This window comes from Brevundimonas sp. (genome assembly GCF_051858995.1).
Taxonomy (GTDB): domain Bacteria; phylum Pseudomonadota; class Alphaproteobacteria; order Caulobacterales; family Caulobacteraceae; genus Brevundimonas.
Map to the genome: position 1 here is coordinate 135,880 of NZ_JBHYGN010000014.1, position 13,601 is coordinate 149,480.

At 67.8% G+C, this 13,601-nt stretch carries 19 protein-coding genes and 1 other RNA gene; 10 read left to right on the top strand and 10 right to left on the bottom strand.

Annotated features, from left to right (window positions below):
• Nucleotides 1-53: 53 nt before the first annotated feature.
• Nucleotides 54-806: a Coq4 family protein gene (locus ACTIEF_RS16710; RefSeq protein ID WP_439473261.1), complete on the top strand. Its 753-nt coding sequence runs from the start codon at nt 54-56 to the stop codon at nt 804-806.
• A gap of 89 nt (nt 807-895) precedes the next feature.
• On the top strand, nt 896-1,831 hold the full coding sequence (locus ACTIEF_RS16715; protein ID WP_439473262.1) for a DMT family transporter: 936 nt from the start codon (nt 896-898) through the stop codon (nt 1,829-1,831).
• Here the strand turns inward: ACTIEF_RS16715 and ACTIEF_RS16720 are convergent.
• The gene (locus ACTIEF_RS16720) at nt 1,828-2,004 is read right to left on the bottom strand and encodes a hypothetical protein (RefSeq protein ID WP_439473263.1); all 177 of its coding nucleotides are present in this window, start codon (nt 2,002-2,004) and stop codon (nt 1,828-1,830) included. The genes ACTIEF_RS16715 and ACTIEF_RS16720 overlap by 4 nt on opposite strands.
• A gap of 1 nt (nt 2,005) precedes the next feature.
• Nucleotides 2,006-2,182 carry a DUF4169 family protein gene (locus tag ACTIEF_RS16725; protein ID WP_439473264.1) on the bottom strand — a complete coding sequence of 59 codons (177 nt, stop codon included), beginning with the start codon at nt 2,180-2,182 and terminating at the stop codon, nt 2,006-2,008.
• Nucleotides 2,183-2,252: 70 nt separating this feature from the next.
• Here ACTIEF_RS16725 and ACTIEF_RS16730 point away from each other — a divergent pair, with 70 nt between their 5' ends.
• A complete protein-coding gene (locus ACTIEF_RS16730) occupies nt 2,253-2,489 on the top strand; it encodes a DUF2171 domain-containing protein (RefSeq protein WP_439473265.1) in 237 nt (78 codons plus the stop codon).
• 71 nt (nt 2,490-2,560) lie between these two features.
• The gene (locus tag ACTIEF_RS16735) at nt 2,561-2,950 is read left to right on the top strand and encodes a YccF domain-containing protein (RefSeq protein WP_439473266.1); all 390 of its coding nucleotides are present in this window, start codon (nt 2,561-2,563) and stop codon (nt 2,948-2,950) included.
• 198 nt (nt 2,951-3,148) lie between these two features.
• Here the strand turns inward: ACTIEF_RS16735 and fumC are convergent, their stop codons facing one another.
• Nucleotides 3,149-4,537, bottom strand: coding sequence for a class II fumarate hydratase (gene fumC / locus ACTIEF_RS16740; RefSeq protein ID WP_439473267.1), 1,389 nt, complete (start codon nt 4,535-4,537; stop codon nt 3,149-3,151).
• Between the two features lie 80 nt (nt 4,538-4,617).
• On the opposite strand from fumC, the gene ACTIEF_RS16745 reads away from it, so the two are divergent.
• Together ACTIEF_RS16745 and ACTIEF_RS16750 are read left to right on the top strand one after the other, a co-directional pair.
• A complete protein-coding gene (locus ACTIEF_RS16745) occupies nt 4,618-5,232 on the top strand; it encodes a peptidylprolyl isomerase (RefSeq protein WP_439473268.1) in 615 nt (204 codons plus the stop codon).
• Complete coding sequence (locus tag ACTIEF_RS16750) at nt 5,232-5,585, top strand: RusA family crossover junction endodeoxyribonuclease (RefSeq protein WP_439473269.1); 354 nt, start codon at nt 5,232-5,234, stop codon at nt 5,583-5,585. Before ACTIEF_RS16745 ends, ACTIEF_RS16750 begins: the two co-directional genes overlap by 1 nt.
• A gap of 217 nt (nt 5,586-5,802) precedes the next feature.
• Here the strand turns inward: ACTIEF_RS16750 and ACTIEF_RS16755 are convergent, their stop codons facing one another.
• The 3 genes from ACTIEF_RS16755 to ssrA form a co-directional block, all read right to left on the bottom strand.
• The gene (locus ACTIEF_RS16755) at nt 5,803-6,540 is read right to left on the bottom strand and encodes a C13 family peptidase (protein WP_439473270.1); all 738 of its coding nucleotides are present in this window, start codon (nt 6,538-6,540) and stop codon (nt 5,803-5,805) included.
• Nucleotides 6,541-6,600: 60 nt separating this feature from the next.
• Nucleotides 6,601-7,098 (bottom strand): SspB family protein, encoded by a 498-nt coding sequence (locus ACTIEF_RS16760; protein WP_439473271.1) that lies wholly within the window; start codon nt 7,096-7,098, stop codon nt 6,601-6,603.
• Between the two features lie 122 nt (nt 7,099-7,220).
• Nucleotides 7,221-7,582: a transfer-messenger RNA gene (gene ssrA / locus ACTIEF_RS16765) on the bottom strand.
• A gap of 108 nt (nt 7,583-7,690) precedes the next feature.
• Here ssrA and ACTIEF_RS16770 point away from each other — a divergent pair.
• Nucleotides 7,691-8,242 (top strand): hypothetical protein, encoded by a 552-nt coding sequence (locus tag ACTIEF_RS16770; protein WP_439473272.1) that lies wholly within the window; start codon nt 7,691-7,693, stop codon nt 8,240-8,242.
• Nucleotides 8,243-8,245: 3 nt separating this feature from the next.
• On the opposite strand, the gene miaA is transcribed toward ACTIEF_RS16770, so the two are convergent.
• A complete protein-coding gene (miaA, locus tag ACTIEF_RS16775; protein WP_439473273.1) occupies nt 8,246-9,115 on the bottom strand; it encodes a tRNA (adenosine(37)-N6)-dimethylallyltransferase MiaA in 870 nt (289 codons plus the stop codon).
• 74 nt (nt 9,116-9,189) lie between these two features.
• Here miaA and ACTIEF_RS16780 point away from each other — a divergent pair, with 74 nt between their 5' ends.
• Nucleotides 9,190-10,260, top strand: coding sequence for an Mrp/NBP35 family ATP-binding protein (locus tag ACTIEF_RS16780; RefSeq protein ID WP_439473274.1), 1,071 nt, complete (start codon nt 9,190-9,192; stop codon nt 10,258-10,260).
• Nucleotides 10,261-10,324: 64 nt separating this feature from the next.
• Nucleotides 10,325-11,422 (top strand): NADH:flavin oxidoreductase, encoded by a 1,098-nt coding sequence (locus ACTIEF_RS16785; protein ID WP_439473275.1) that lies wholly within the window; start codon nt 10,325-10,327, stop codon nt 11,420-11,422.
• Between the two features lie 92 nt (nt 11,423-11,514).
• On the opposite strand, the gene ACTIEF_RS16790 is transcribed toward ACTIEF_RS16785, so the two are convergent.
• Nucleotides 11,515-12,042 (bottom strand): dihydrofolate reductase, encoded by a 528-nt coding sequence (locus tag ACTIEF_RS16790; protein ID WP_439473276.1) that lies wholly within the window; start codon nt 12,040-12,042, stop codon nt 11,515-11,517.
• A 53-nt stretch (nt 12,043-12,095) separates the two neighbouring features.
• Between ACTIEF_RS16790 and ACTIEF_RS16795 the strand changes: the two genes are divergently transcribed.
• Nucleotides 12,096-12,668: a hypothetical protein gene (locus ACTIEF_RS16795; protein WP_439473277.1), complete on the top strand. Its 573-nt coding sequence runs from the start codon at nt 12,096-12,098 to the stop codon at nt 12,666-12,668.
• Nucleotides 12,669-12,672: 4 nt separating this feature from the next.
• Here the strand turns inward: ACTIEF_RS16795 and ACTIEF_RS16800 are convergent, their stop codons facing one another.
• The gene (locus ACTIEF_RS16800) at nt 12,673-13,308 is read right to left on the bottom strand and encodes a hypothetical protein (RefSeq protein WP_439473278.1); all 636 of its coding nucleotides are present in this window, start codon (nt 13,306-13,308) and stop codon (nt 12,673-12,675) included.
• A gap of 4 nt (nt 13,309-13,312) precedes the next feature.
• Nucleotides 13,313-13,525, bottom strand: a complete 213-nt coding sequence (locus ACTIEF_RS16805; protein ID WP_439473279.1) for a DUF2188 domain-containing protein — start codon at nt 13,523-13,525, stop codon at nt 13,313-13,315.
• Between the last annotated feature and the right edge of the window lie 76 nt (nt 13,526-13,601).

Genomic DNA, 13,601 nt, shown 5'->3' on the forward strand with positions numbered 1-13,601 from the left:
TTCACCCTGTCGGCGGATCACGATATGCTGGCGCGGCCTTTCCGGGGATGACGATGACCGCCGCCGACGTCGATGAGTTCGCCCGCCTCGAGCCCCAGCGGCTGGAGCCCCTGAAGGCGCTGCAGGCCTTCCGCCGCCTGATCCGGAACAAGGAGGACACCGCCCAGGTGTTCGAGATCATGCGCGCCCTCTCGGGCAGTTCGCTCGGCAAGGGCTACAATCGCATGCTCGACACCCTGGAGGGCGGGCGTCAGGCCTTCCTCCGTGACGAACTGGCCCATCGGCTGGACGATCCGGAATGGCTGGCCCGGTTCGGGCCGGGCACGGTCGGCGCCGCCTATCGCCAGTTCCGCGAAAGCCGGGGTTTCACCGCCGAGGGGCTGGCGGACGAGGCCCGCAAGGTCGCGCCCCTGGCCGACGCCCCGCATCCGGTCATCTGGTACTCGCGCCGCATCCGCGACGTGCATGACGTCTGGCACGTCCTGACCGGCTATGAGACCGATGCGCTGGGCGAGGCCTGCGTCGTCGCCTTCTCCTACGCCCAGACCGACAACCTCGGCTTCGCCTTCATCGGCTGGGGCGCCGCGCGCGAGATCAATCGCGAGAACCGCTCCATCCCGGCCCGCCGCGCGGTTCTGCAGGCTTACCGCAACGGCCGGGCCGCCCGCTGGCTGCCGGGACTGGACTATGAGGCCCTGTTCGCGCGTCAGCTCGACGAGGCGCGGGCCTGGCTGAACATCCGTCCGGCGAGCGCCTATCACGCGGTTCCGGTCGAGGCGCGGCAGGCGCTGAAGCTTCGCGCCTGAGCCGGGTTTCAGCGGCACAAGCGCGCCTTATGACAGGGCGCGGATAACCCCGCTTGTGTCCTGTGCCCGGCGTGGGCCATCTGCGGTCCATGAGCACGTCTCCCGAAGCCCCTGTCTCGCGCCCGCACCTGTCCCGGACCACCCTTCTGGGGATCGCCGGGGTGATCGTCTGCGCGATGATCTGGGGCACGACCTGGTTCGCCATTACCCTTCAGTTGGGCGAGGTGCCGAACATCGCCTCCATCGTCTGGCGCTTCGGCCTGGCCTCCGCCGTGCTGTTCCTCGGCTGCCTGATCTTCCGCCAGAACCTCAAGCTGAGCAGGGCCCAGCATCTGGCGGCGCTGGGGCAGGGAGCGTTCGCCTTCTCGGTCAGCTACAGCTTCACCTATGCCGCCGAGGAGCATGTCGCCTCGGCCATCGTGGCGGTGACCTTCGCCTCCCTGACCTTCATCAACCTGGTCCTGTTCCGGCTGATCGCGCGCCAGAAGGCGGCGCTGGCCTCATGGGGCGGAGCGCTGCTGGGCATCGCCGGGGTCGCCGTCCTGTCGGGCGGCGAGGTGCTGGGCGCCGGGTTCGACCAGCGGGCCGCCGTCGGCGTCGGCTTCGCCCTGATCGCCACCACGGCCTCGGCCTTCGGGAACTTCTTCGCCTGGAAGGGGCAGCAGTCGGGCTCGCAGGCCATTCCCTCGACCGCCTGGGCCATGGCCTATGGCACCGGCCTGCTGGTCGTCTTCGGTCTGGCGACGGGTGTGAAGTTCAGCATCGAACCGACCCAGGAGTATGTCGGCTCGCTGCTCTATCTGTCGCTGTTCGGCTCGGTGATCGCCTTCGGCCTCTACTTCACCATCGCCCGCACCATCGGCTACGCCATGGCCAGCTACATCTCCGCCTTGACCCCGCCGATCGCCATGCTGGTGTCGGTGATGTTCGAGGGCGCGCGCTTCGGCTGGACGGCCCTGGCGGGGCTGTTGCTGGTGCTGTCGGGACAGGCCCTGCTGATCCGGGCGCCGAAGAAGTCCGACTAGCGCCGGAACCAGCCCGCCTTCTTCTGGCGGCGGTCGGCCTCTTTCAGGACCTCGACCTCCTTGGGGCTCTTCGCTTCGGCCAGTTTGTCGCGACGGATCTTCTCGGCCTGGACCCGGCGCATGGCGATCAGGGCGATCAGCCCGGCCCGGGTCTTCGGGGCATAGCCGCCCATCTCAGTCCTCCAGCTTCGATCCATCCAGAAGCTTTTCGGCGCGCGCCCGTTCCTTGGCGGTTTTGCTCTTTTCCGCCTTGGTCCGCCCATGGGTGGCGCGATTGGCGGCGGCGGTAGCCTTCGCCTCGGCCTTGTCCCGATCCTTGCGGAACCGGTTCAGGTTCACGACCTCGCCCATGACGACCTCCGTGATGCAACCCGACCCTTGCCGGACAGTTTCCCAGACCCCACAGCCTGAGGAGATTCCCATGGTAGACGCCTCTCAAATCCGCGAACACCTCGAAGTCGTCGGCTCGGACGGCGAGCACGTCGGACGGGTCGATCACGTCCACGGCGACCAGATCGAACTGGCCAAGCTCGATCTCGCCGGCGGCTTCAAACACCACATGATCCCGGTCAGCTGGGTCGAGCGGGTGGACGAGCATGTCCACCTGAACCTCACCAAGGACGAGGCCAAGGCCCGCTGGACCGAGAAGCCGCACTAGGCTCCTTTCGGTTACCGCGAATTCACGGGCGGTCCGCTTCCACAGGCGGGCCGTTCGCCTATGTTGAAGCCATGATCCGTCTGATCCTCAACCTGCTCTGGTTCTTCTTCGGCGGCTGGCTCGCGGGCCTGCTCTGGCTGTTCGGCGGCGCGATCCTGGCCCTGACCATCGTCGGCCTGCCGTGGACCTTCGCGGCCTGGCGCATGGCCAGCTACAGCTTCTGGCCGTTCGGCCGCGAGGTGGTTTGGCAGGACCAGACCAACCCGGTAGCGGGCGGCCTCGGCGTCGCGCTGAACGTGATCTGGTTCCTGCTGGCCGGGTGGTACATCGCCCTGTCGCACCTGCTGATCGCCGTGGCCGAGTTCATCTCCATCATCGGCATCCCCTTCGCCCTGAAGGACCTCGAACTGGCCAAGCTGGCGCTGGCGCCAGTCGGTCGGACGATCCGCGAAAAGCGCTGACCGTCAGAAGCCGCTGAACGCCCGGACGTTCATTCGATCCCTCGCCAGTTCAGCCCGCCGGGCAGGTCGAAGTCCGCATAGTCGACCTGAAGCACACGGCGAGGGCGTCGGCCAATTCTCTCAGCGCGTCGAGCGCGCGGTCGTCCAGCCGCCGTCCGGCGTGAAGGGCTCCGTCGCGCTCGAACGCCTCCCAATCCATCAGCCCGGCGAGATCATGTTCTCGGGGCGGACGTACTGGTCGAACTCCTCGTTGGTCAGGTAGCCGCCGCCGACGGCTTCCTCGCGCAGGGTGGTGCCGTTCTTGTGCGCGGTCTTGGCGATCTTGGCGCAGGCGTCATAGCCCAGCTTGCCGTTCAGGGCGGTGACCAGCATCAGCGAGTTGTCGAGGCCGCGCTTGATGTTGTCCTCGCGGGGCTCGATGCCGACGACGCAGTTGTCGGTGAAGCTGATGGCCGCGTCGGCGACCAGGCGGACCGACTGCAGGAAGTTGTAGGCCATGACCGGGTTGAAGACGTTCAGCTCGAAGTGACCCTGCGAGCCGGCGAAGGTCAGGGCGGCGTGGTTGCCGAACACCTGCACGCAGACCTGGGTCAGGGCTTCGGACTGGGTCGGGTTGACCTTGCCCGGCATGATCGACGAGCCCGGCTCATTCTCCGGCAGGGCCAGTTCGCCCAGGCCCGAGCGCGGGCCGGAGCCCAGGAAGCGGATGTCGTTGGCGATCTTGAACAGGCTGGCGGCGACCGTGTTGATGGCGCCGTGGCTGAAGACCATGGCGTCGTGGGCGGCCAGGGCCTCGAACTTGTTCGGGGCGGTGGTGAAGGGCAGACCGGTGATGCCGGCGATCTGCTCGGCGACCTTCTCGGCGAAGCCGATGGGGGCGTTCAGGCCGGTGCCGACGGCGGTGCCGCCCTGGGCCAGTTCCATCAGGGCGGGCAGGGTCTGCTCGATGCGCTTGATGCCGTTCTCGACCTGCTGGGCGTAGCCGCCGAACTCCTGACCCAGCGTCAGCGGGGTGGCGTCCTGGGTGTGGGTGCGGCCGATCTTGATGATGTGCTGCCAGGCATCCGACTTGGCCTTCAGGGCCGTGTGCAGGTGGGTCAGGGCCGGGATCAGGTCACGGACGACCTGCTCGGCGCACGCCACATGCATCGCGGTCGGATAGGTGTCGTTCGACGACTGGCTCATGTTGACGTGGTCGTTCGGGTGGACCGGCTTCTTGGTCCCCATCTCGCCGCCCAGCATCTCGATGGCGCGGTTCGAGATGACCTCGTTGGCGTTCATGTTCGACTGGGTGCCCGAACCCGTCTGCCAGACGACCAGCGGGAAGTGATCGTTCAGCTTGCCTTCGATGACCTCATTGGCGGCGGCGACGATGGCGTTCCCGATGGCCGGGTCCAGCTTGCCCAGCGCCATGTTGGTCTCGGCGGCGGCGCGTTTGACGATGCCCAGGGCGCGGACGATCGGCAGGGGCTGCTTTTCCCAGCCGATCTTGAAGTTGCCCAGCGAACGCTGCGCCTGCGCGCCCCAGTACCGGTCGGACTGGACCTCGATCGGGCCGAAGGTGTCGGTTTCGGTGCGGTGCGTCATGGCGAGACTTTCAGGCGTGGCGGGAAGATGCGCGGGGGTGTAGCACGCAGGGATCAGGGGACAAGAAGCGGAGATATTCGATGGGCGTTCGTCACGGACTTCAGGCGGCGGTTCTGATGATGGCCTTCGCGGCTCCGGCGGCCGCCCAGACCGCGTCGCCCCATGTGGTCCTGCTGGACACCGAGGCCGGGCGGATGGCGATCGCCGTGGATCTGGAACATGCGCCGGTGACCGGCTGCAACTTCATCCGGGCCGCCCTGCGCGGCGCCTATGCCGACGGGACGTTCTTCCGCACGGTGGTGGCCCAGACCAACGCCAATCCCAACCCCATCGACGTCATCCAGGCGGCGACGGTCCACGGATCGGACGACGCGACCCAGCCCTCGATCCCGCTGGAGCGGACCCGCGACACCGGCCTGCACCATACGGCCGGAGCGGTCTCGATGGCCCGGGACGGACCGGACACGGCGACGACAAGCTTCTTCATCGTGACCCAGGACACGCCGGCGCTGGACTTCGGCGGCGGACGCAATCCGGACGGGCAGGGGTTTGGCGTCTTCGGCTATCTGACCGAGGGGCTGGACGTGGCCCGGCGCATCCAGGCCATGCCCGCGACCGATGAAGCGCTGGACGCGCCGGTCCGTATTCGGGCGGCGCATCTGCTGGGACCGAACCCGACCCAGTGCGGGCTCTGATGACCGCACGCTGGACCGGCACGGGCAAGGTCCGCGCCCGCGAGAGCGGCGAGGTGATCGAGATCACCATCGAGGGGCTGACCACCCAGGCCAAATACTACAAGCCGCTCGTCTATGAGTTCATGCGCAAGGAATGGACCTCGCGCCCGGCCTGGGGCGACTACGTCGTCGAGATCGCCATGGAGCACGTCGGCGATCCGCCGTGGATGGACTTGGACAACCTGGCCAAGGCCTTGCTGGACGCCATCAAGGGCTATCTGTTCCACGACGACAGCCAGGTCGCCCGCCTTCTGGTCGAGCGCCAGCAAGGCGAGCGCGAGCGGATCACGATCCGGGTGTTTCCGCGCAAGTGAACACGGCGGGGAAATGTGCACTCAAAAAAAAATGGAGTGCACATCGTGGCCTTTTTCGCCTGAGGCGGGGGCTGGGGTGCGGGTTTCTCCCGGCAGATTGTCAAAGACCTGAGGATGCGGAGCCGAGCAGGCCGATGCGTCAGAATTGGACGTAGCCTTCGCTGCTATCGTCATCCCGGCTTTCGCCGGGGATGACGATAGCGGGTTGAGACGAGCCCTAAGGCGTTCGGGCGCCGAACTGCAGGGTCGGGAGGCGCATCTGCATTTCGGGGCCGACGAAGAGCTGGGGCTCGGAGGGGTGTTCGATGCCGGCTTCGGCCTCCTTGCGGCTGACGCAGGCGCGGGTCCCGGCGGCGAGGGCGAGGAAGTCGGTCGCGGTCGGCAGGGTCTCCAGAACGCAGCCGTCGAACCACGGATATTGCTCGTCCGCGCCGCAGCCGAACGAGGGACGATCCCGGCGCGCGGCGGTGAGGACCATGCGGTTGGGCCCCTGCAGGGCGTTGAGGAAGATACCTGAATAGCAGGCCGAGACGATCACCACGGTGGGCCGGGTCCCGCAGCTGTTGCGGATCATGTTGGCCATGACGTCCGGGGCCATGCGAGGGGCGTCGCCGAACACCATGCCGTCCGGGGCGCCGTGCGAGGTGAAATAGATCAGGCAGCCGCGGTTGGTCCTGGCCGCGGCCTCGCGCACGCCGGCCAGAACCGCGTCGGGCGAGCTCTTCTCAAGGCTGTAGTCGACCATGTCGGCGCGGTTGAAGCCCGCGCGCTGGAAGCCTTGGATCAGATCGCGACGGGCGTTGTCGAAGGCCTGGATCGGTTCGCCGTAGCCGTCGCGCCAGTCGGCCTGGATGATGGCCGAGGTCCAGCCGTCGAAGCGGCTGGATGTCTGCGCCGCCGCCGGTCCGGCGAGCGTCAGCAGGCCCGCCAGCAGAACGATCAAACCCCGAAGCATGCGTAACCCCCGCTGTTCCAGTCGCCTGACGTTAGACGATCAGGCGCGCAGGGGAAGGGGTCACTTCTTGCGGAACTGGTCCAGCGAGATGACCTTGGGCGCGTCGTCGCCGCCCAGCGGCGGGACGGGCGTCTCGTCGGCGGCTTCGGCGGCGGCCACCTCGGCGGCGATCTCCTCGATCGTCGCGGGCGGCTCGAACTGCAGCAGGAACTGCACCGAGGGATCGTAGAAGCGGGTCACGGCCACATAGGGCATGGCCAGAACCTTCGGCATGCCGCCGAACTTGAGCATGACCGAGAAGCGGGTCGGCTCGACCTTCAGGTCCCAGTACTGGTGCTGGAGCACGACCGTCATCTCGTCCGGATATTTGGCGAGGATGTCGGGCGGCACGCTGACGCCGGGCGCCCGGGTCTTGAACGTGATGTAGAAATGGTGCGCGCCCGGAATGCCGTCCGGCAGGGCCGCCCGCTCCAGCGCAGCCTTGATCACCCCGCGCAGGGCGTCCTGCGCCAGCTGCTCGTAGTGCATGTCGTCCACGGGGGGCGTTTCTTCAGCCATCAGGTCGGGGTCTCGCTGTCCAGCGGCGGTGATAACCCTCGACGGGCGCGGGCGGAAGACGGCAAAGAAGGTTAGCGCGGGGATTTGTCCCCAAGCGCGGCATTTCTCGGATTTGAGGAGAAAGTGGGAGGCTTCTGTTGCCAGGCGCCTCCCGGGCCCCGCCTGAGGATCTGAACCCCCAGGACTTAGGTTGGAATTACCGGAACCGCATTACGCGGCGACGGCGTATTCCCCAGCGAAGTTATCGTTCGCAGTTAGAAAATGACCCGATACGGTGGGTCAGGACGAGCGAAAGCAATCCTCTTTACACGTCCGTCGATGCTAGTCGGCCCCGCACTAACCCGCTGATAACCGGGAGAGAATGGTGGAGCCGCCGGGAATCGCACCCGGGTCCGGTCCGCTTATTACAGGCACGTTTATCGCCATAGTCCGGCCGAAACCGGACAGGACCAATATAGGCGCTTTCGCCCGTGTCTCCAAGGGGTTGCCTCACGTCGTCCACGGCGCGGCTGGCGCTGATTGCCTACCCTCTGATTCCAGCTATTGCTGCGGGCGAGAGAGCGGGGTGTGGGCCCCGTCAGGGGGACTTCCAATGATCCGTTCAATCCTGCTGCTGCTCGCGGCGACGCTGTCCATCGCCCTGTCGGGCGGCCCGGCCTTCGCGCAGTCCGTGACGGACGCGGACCGCGCGCAGATCCAGGCGCGGATCGACGAGTTGAGCGGCCTGATCAATCAGGGCGATCTGGCTGGAGCCATCGACGTGGTCCCTCCTCGGTTGCGATATCTGATCGCCAACCGGTTCGGCATTCCGCGCGACCAGATCAAGCCCGCCATGCGGCAAGTCCTGGGGCCGATGCTCGAGCAGGTGCACATCGACAACTTCGGCATGAACCTCGCCGCCGCGCAGGAGATGACGACGCCGACCGGCGGCCGGACCTATCTGCTCATCCCCACGTGGACGGAGATGACCGTTCAGGGGGTCGGTCGAATCCGCGCCGACACCCAGACCCTGGCCTGGCAGGACGACGGCCAGTGGTATCTGATCCGCATCGAGGACGCGCCGCAACAGGCCATGCTGCGTGAGGCCTATCCCGAACTCGCCGGCGTCGACTTCCCGCTGGGGACGACCCGCCAACTGCCCTAAGGCTCAGACCCTCTCCCAACCCGGCGTCTGGTTCCGGAACCAGGTCAGCTGGCGCTTGGCGTAGTTGCGGGTGGCCTGGCGGGTGGCGTCGATGGCCGCGTCCAGCGTCGTCTTGCTCGCCAGATGGGCGGCGAACTCGCGCACGCCGACGGCCTTCATGGCGGGCAGGTCGGGGGACAGGTCGCGGGCCATCAAGGCGCGGACTTCCTCCAGCGCGCCCTGTTCGACCATCAGCCCCACCCGCAGGTCGCAGTTGGCGTAAAGCCGTTCGCGCTCCGGCTCGACCACCAGACCGGTCCAGGAGCCGGGGGCGAGCAGGGGCGTGGTGTCGGCGGTCCAGTCGGTGAGGGCTCGGCCGGTGTGCTCGGCCACGGCGCGGGCGCGGATCAGGCGCTGGCGGTCACCCTGTTCGATCCGCTCGGCCGCTGCCGCATCCAGGTCAGCCAGACGGCGGCGGAAGGCGGCCTCGCCTTCGGCGTCGAAGGTGACTTCCAGCCGGTCGCGAACCTCGGTGGGCACATCCGGAATATCGGCCAAGCCCTTGGTCAGGGCCGTGAAATACAGGCCGGTGCCGCCGACCAGCAGGGCGGGACGGCCCGCGTCCGCCAGCTCGGCCAGCACCGGCATGACGGCCCGGCTCCAGCGGCCTACGGACCAGGCCTCAGCGGCGTCGGCGACGCCGTACAGGCGGTGCTCGATCTCGGCCTCATCCGCCGCCGAGGGGCGGGCGCTGAGGACGCGCAGGTCGGCGTAGAGCTGCTGGCTGTCGGCATTGATGATGACGGCGTCCGTCCGCGCGGCCTTCTCCATCGCCAGCCGGGACTTGCCCGAGGCGGTGGGGCCGGCGATCAGCGTGATTGAGGGCAGGGTCAAAATGCGGGCTCGCGGGGCGGGTCGTCCGGCGATAGAACGCAGGCCCCGCAGTCGCAACCCGCTGGAACTCCGCCGTGCCTGATCGCGCCACCGTCATCGCCGCCCTCGACGCCATCACCGACCCGAAGACCGGGCAGGGACTGGTCGCCGCCGGACTCGCGCAGGGGCTGACGGTCACCGAGGACCGGGCAGGCTTCGTCATCGAGGTTCCGGCGGGCGAGACGGCGCTCTACGCCCCCGTCCGCGACGCCGCCGAGGCCGCGCTGAAGGCCCTGCCGGGCATGGCGCGGGTCTCCGTCATCCTGACCGCCGAGACCGCGCCAGCCGCCAAGCCGCGCCGTACCGCCAGCCTGTCGCCGCAGGCCGTGGACCAGACCCGGCCCAAGGCCCCCGTCGCCACCGACCGCCCGGCCCATGTGCGCAGGGTGCTGGCCGTCGCCTCGGGCAAGGGCGGGGTGGGCAAGTCCACGGTGGCGGTCAATCTGGCGGCGGCGCTGGCCGCGCGCGGGCTGTCGGTCGGGGTGCTGGACGCCGACGTCTATGGCCCGTCGCTGCCGACCATGCTCGGCGTCTCGGGCAAGCCGGACTATGTCGACGGCATGATCCAGCCCCATGTCGTGCAGGGGCTGAAGGCCATGTCCGTGGGCCTGCTGACCAAGGCGGAGGACGCCATGGTCTGGCGCGGTCCGATGGCCTCGCAGGCCCTGACCCAGATGCTGACCCAGACCCGCTGGGGCACGGAGGATCAGCCGCTGGACGTGCTGGTGGTCGACCTGCCGCCCGGCACCGGCGACGTGCAACTGACCCTGATCCAGAAAACGCCGCTGGATGGGGCGGTGATTGTCTCGACCCCGCAGGAGGTGGCGCTGGCCGACGCCCGCCGGGGCCACGCCCTGTTCCAGAAGGTCGGCGTGCCGACCCTGGGCCTGATCGAGAACATGACCGGCCCGATCTTCGGCAAGGGCGGGGCCGAGGCGGAAGCCGTCCGTCTGGGGGTGGCCTATCTGGGCGATATCCCGCTGGACGCCGCGGTGCGCGAGGGCGGCGACGCCGGTCTGCCGGTGGTTCTGGCGGATCCGCAGGGCGATGTGACGGCGCGGTTCGCGGGGTTTGCGAGGGCGGTCAGCGAAAAACTCGGCCTCTGAGGGTTTTCAAACGCAACGCGAACGGCCACCTTCCCGGTTCCAGTCCTTCCCCTGAGAGCCGCCCATGTCCGTCGACGCCCTGTTCCGCCCCTTCACCATCAAGGGGCTGACGCTGCCCAACCGCATCGTCATGGCGCCGATGACCCGGTCCTTCTCGCCCAACGGCATCCCGTCCGAGGGCGTGCCCGGCTACTACCGCCGTCGCGCGGAAGGCGGCGTCGGCCTGATCGTCACCGAGGGCACGGTGGTCGAGCGCCCGGCGGCCCGCAATGACGCCGCCGTGCCGGTCTTCCACGGCGAGGCCCTGCCGGAGTGGCAGAAGGTGGTGGACGAGGTCCACGCCGTCGGCGGCCTGATCGCGCCGCAGATCTGGCACGTCGGCTCGGCGCGCGGGCAGGGCGCCGAATGGGAGCCGCTGGGCAAGGTGGACAGTCCCTCGGGCCTGGCCGGTCTGGGCCGCCAGAAATACGAGGCCATGACCGAGGAGGACATCGCCGACACCATCGCCGCCTTCGGCCGTTCGGCCCGCGCCGCAAAGGAGATCGGCTTCGACGCCGTCGAAATCCACGGCGCCCACTCCTATCTGATCGACCAGTTCTTCTGGAATGTGCTGAACGTCCGCACGGACCAGTGGGGCGGGGCGACCATCGGCGAGCGCAGCCGCTTCGGCGCCGAGGTGGTCAGGGCCGTGCGCGAGGGGATCGGCGAGGAGATGCCGCTGATCCTGCGCCTGTCGCAGTGGAAGAGCGGCGCCTATGACGCCAAGAACGCCCACGATCCGGCGGAGCTGGAGCAATGGCTGTCGCCGCTGGCCGAGGCGGGGGTGGATGTCTTCCACTGCTCGCAGCGTCGGTTCTGGGAGCCGGAGTTCGAGGGGTCGGACCTCAATTTCGCCGGCTGGACCAAGAAGGTCACGGGCCTGCCGACCATAACCGTCGGCTCGGTCGGGCTGGACGGGGAGTTCATCGCGGCCTTCGGCGGCGCGGGCTCGAAACCGGCCTCGCTGGACGGGCTGATCGAACGGCTGGAGCGGGAGGAGTTCGACCTGGTCGCCGTCGGCCGCGCCCTGCTGGCCGACCCCTACTGGGTGCAGAAGATCCGCGACGGCCGTCACGACGAGCTGATGGACTTCCAGCGTCAGGCCATGCTGACGCTGTCGTAGCCGGGAGTGAAAAGTGAGTGGTGAGTAGTGAGTGGCTGCGTCGTCATGCGCGCCTAATCACGACTCACTTTTCACTACTCACCCACCCGCGCTTACCGTCGCTCGAAGACCTTGAACACAAACGCGTGGTCGTCCTTCTCGCCCGCGGGATGGGGCTCGGACGCCGTCTCGGTCCATTGGGCGGGATCGAAGGCGGGGAAATGCACATCGCCCTCGGGGGCGGCGTCGACCTCGGTGATGTAGAGCCGCTTGGCGCGGGGCAGGGCGGCCTCGAACAGGCCCGCGCCGCCGATGACGCAGACCTCGTTCACGCCGTCGTCCTCGGCCGTCTCGCGGGCGATCTCGATGGCCTCGTCCAGCGTCCGGCAGACCAGAGCGCCCTTGGCCTCGCCGTCGTCGCCATAGCCTTCGTCACGGGTCAGGACCACGTTCAGCCGACCCGGCAGCGGGCGCAGCGGCAGGCTTTCCCAGGTCTTGCGGCCCATGATGCAGGGCTTGCCGATGGTGATGGCCTTGAACCGCTGCAGGTCGCTGCGCAGCCGCCAAGGCAGGTCGCCGTCGCGACCGATCACGTCGTTGGAGCCACGGGCGACGACGAGAACAACGGAGGGAACGGCCAAGGTGCTTATCCGGTTAGGGGGGACGATCCCCTCTCCATAACGCGAGGTCCCGCATGGGCAAGTACGTCCCCGCCATCGTCACCGGCCTGATCGTCACGATCGTCGTCGCCTTCCTTCTGGGACTGATCGGGTTCCGGGGCTTCGCCGCCTGGTACGTCCCGCTCTTCGTGGGGATCTTCACCGGCTACATCATGGCCAATCTGCAGGGGACCAAGGCCGGACCGGTCGCGACGGAAGCCGAGAAGGCGGCGGCCCTTTCGCTGCGCCCGTCGCCGGGCAAGGCCCTGATCCTGATCCATCGTCAGGGTTTCGTCGGCAAGGCGGCGGGGATGGAGGTGACGCTGGACGACCGGGTGCTGGGCCAGCTGAAGTCGCCCCAGTTCACGGCGGTCGAGGTGGACCCCGGCGCCCATACGCTGGGCTTCGGCTTCGTCGGTCTGGCCGCCGCGCAGAACAAGCGCGAGATCGTGCCGGTCACGGTGATGGCGGGCCAGGCCGTCGCCTACCGAGCCACCATCTCGATGGGCATGGGCAAGAACACCATCAAGATCGACCGCGATGACGAGGTGTCCATGCTGGCCGACGACCTGCGCCGGGTGAAGATGGTGGCGCCGGCGGTGGCGTGATGGGCTATCGAGGGCGGCTCATCCAGCGCTGGATATGCTCAATGTATTCGGCGACCGGCAGAGCCTTGATGTCCGCCTTCGAGTGTCCGGTCTCGGCCAGTTCGATGAACAGTTGACCCTGAAAGTCGGTGAACCGATCCCAGATTTCGGTCGGTCCCGGGGCGTCGCCGGTCGTGTGCGGGGCGAGGAAGTTCCGGACGCCCGCCAATGCTCTCTTCGGCTTGCCGCCATGGATAGCCAGATCCGAGTTGGACAGGTCCGAGATCGCCGCCTGGTGGCGATACCGCTCCTCTTCCATAATGAGGTGCAGCTTTCGGCGATGGTGCTCTGACCCGAGATGGCGGCAGCCGAGATCGATGCCCAGCTCCAGCGGCATGTTGTGGCGCGCCAGTTCCTCTGCCGCGGCGGATTTGCTGCGCGAAAGGTCGTGGATGCCGAAGCGGGAGTCCCGGATGAGTTCGAGGATTTTTCCGATCCGGGTCTCTCCGGAATCGATGCGTTCCGTGGCCAGTCGGGGGCTGAAGTCCAGATAGGCGACGCAAAAGATGACCGCGTTCAGAAGCGGCTTGTACTTGGGGTCGAAGGGGCAGTTGATGAAGACGCTGCGGTCATAGCCGACGGGCGCTCCAGACACGCTCATGGCGTTAGCCGGCGCGCCGTTCGTAGGTCTTGTGATCCCGGACCGTGCCGTCTTCGTTGTGGATGAAGACTTCGCCGCCATCCCTTTGCGCAAGGCTGCGGGCGAAGGCGATGGCTTCCTCACGGGAGCTGAACACCCGGGTCGCGCGCTGCGCGCCGGTGTCGCGCACGCGCCATTCTCCGCGATAGCCCGAACTGACGTGGCGGCTGGTGCTCATCTGGTGAAGGTAAACCCGCGTCTAGGCCGAATCGACATTCACCGCATCCAGATCATGGAAGCGGCGATATGGACGA

Bases quoted from the DNA above. Each gene is read 5' to 3' on its own strand.
- ACTIEF_RS16710 (WP_439473261.1), top strand. From the start codon at position 54: ATGACCGCCGCCGACGTCGATGAGTTCGCCCGCCTCGAGCCCCAGCGG.
- ACTIEF_RS16715 (WP_439473262.1), top strand. From the start codon at position 896: ATGAGCACGTCTCCCGAAGCCCCTGTCTCGCGCCCGCACCTGTCCCGG.
- ACTIEF_RS16720 (WP_439473263.1), bottom strand. From the start codon at position 2,004: ATGGGCGGCTATGCCCCGAAGACCCGGGCCGGGCTGATCGCCCTGATC.
- ACTIEF_RS16725 (WP_439473264.1), bottom strand. From the start codon at position 2,182: ATGGGCGAGGTCGTGAACCTGAACCGGTTCCGCAAGGATCGGGACAAG.
- ACTIEF_RS16730 (WP_439473265.1), top strand. From the start codon at position 2,253: ATGGTAGACGCCTCTCAAATCCGCGAACACCTCGAAGTCGTCGGCTCG.
- ACTIEF_RS16735 (WP_439473266.1), top strand. From the start codon at position 2,561: ATGATCCGTCTGATCCTCAACCTGCTCTGGTTCTTCTTCGGCGGCTGG.
- fumC (WP_439473267.1), bottom strand. From the start codon at position 4,537: ATGACGCACCGCACCGAAACCGACACCTTCGGCCCGATCGAGGTCCAG.
- ACTIEF_RS16745 (WP_439473268.1), top strand. From the start codon at position 4,618: ATGGGCGTTCGTCACGGACTTCAGGCGGCGGTTCTGATGATGGCCTTC.
- ACTIEF_RS16750 (WP_439473269.1), top strand. From the start codon at position 5,232: ATGACCGCACGCTGGACCGGCACGGGCAAGGTCCGCGCCCGCGAGAGC.
- ACTIEF_RS16755 (WP_439473270.1), bottom strand. From the start codon at position 6,540: ATGCTTCGGGGTTTGATCGTTCTGCTGGCGGGCCTGCTGACGCTCGCC.
- ACTIEF_RS16760 (WP_439473271.1), bottom strand. From the start codon at position 7,098: ATGGCTGAAGAAACGCCCCCCGTGGACGACATGCACTACGAGCAGCTG.
- ACTIEF_RS16770 (WP_439473272.1), top strand. From the start codon at position 7,691: ATGATCCGTTCAATCCTGCTGCTGCTCGCGGCGACGCTGTCCATCGCC.
- ACTIEF_RS16785 (WP_439473275.1), top strand. From the start codon at position 10,325: ATGTCCGTCGACGCCCTGTTCCGCCCCTTCACCATCAAGGGGCTGACG.
- ACTIEF_RS16795 (WP_439473277.1), top strand. From the start codon at position 12,096: ATGGGCAAGTACGTCCCCGCCATCGTCACCGGCCTGATCGTCACGATC.
- ACTIEF_RS16800 (WP_439473278.1), bottom strand. From the start codon at position 13,308: ATGAGCGTGTCTGGAGCGCCCGTCGGCTATGACCGCAGCGTCTTCATC.
- ACTIEF_RS16805 (WP_439473279.1), bottom strand. From the start codon at position 13,525: ATGAGCACCAGCCGCCACGTCAGTTCGGGCTATCGCGGAGAATGGCGC.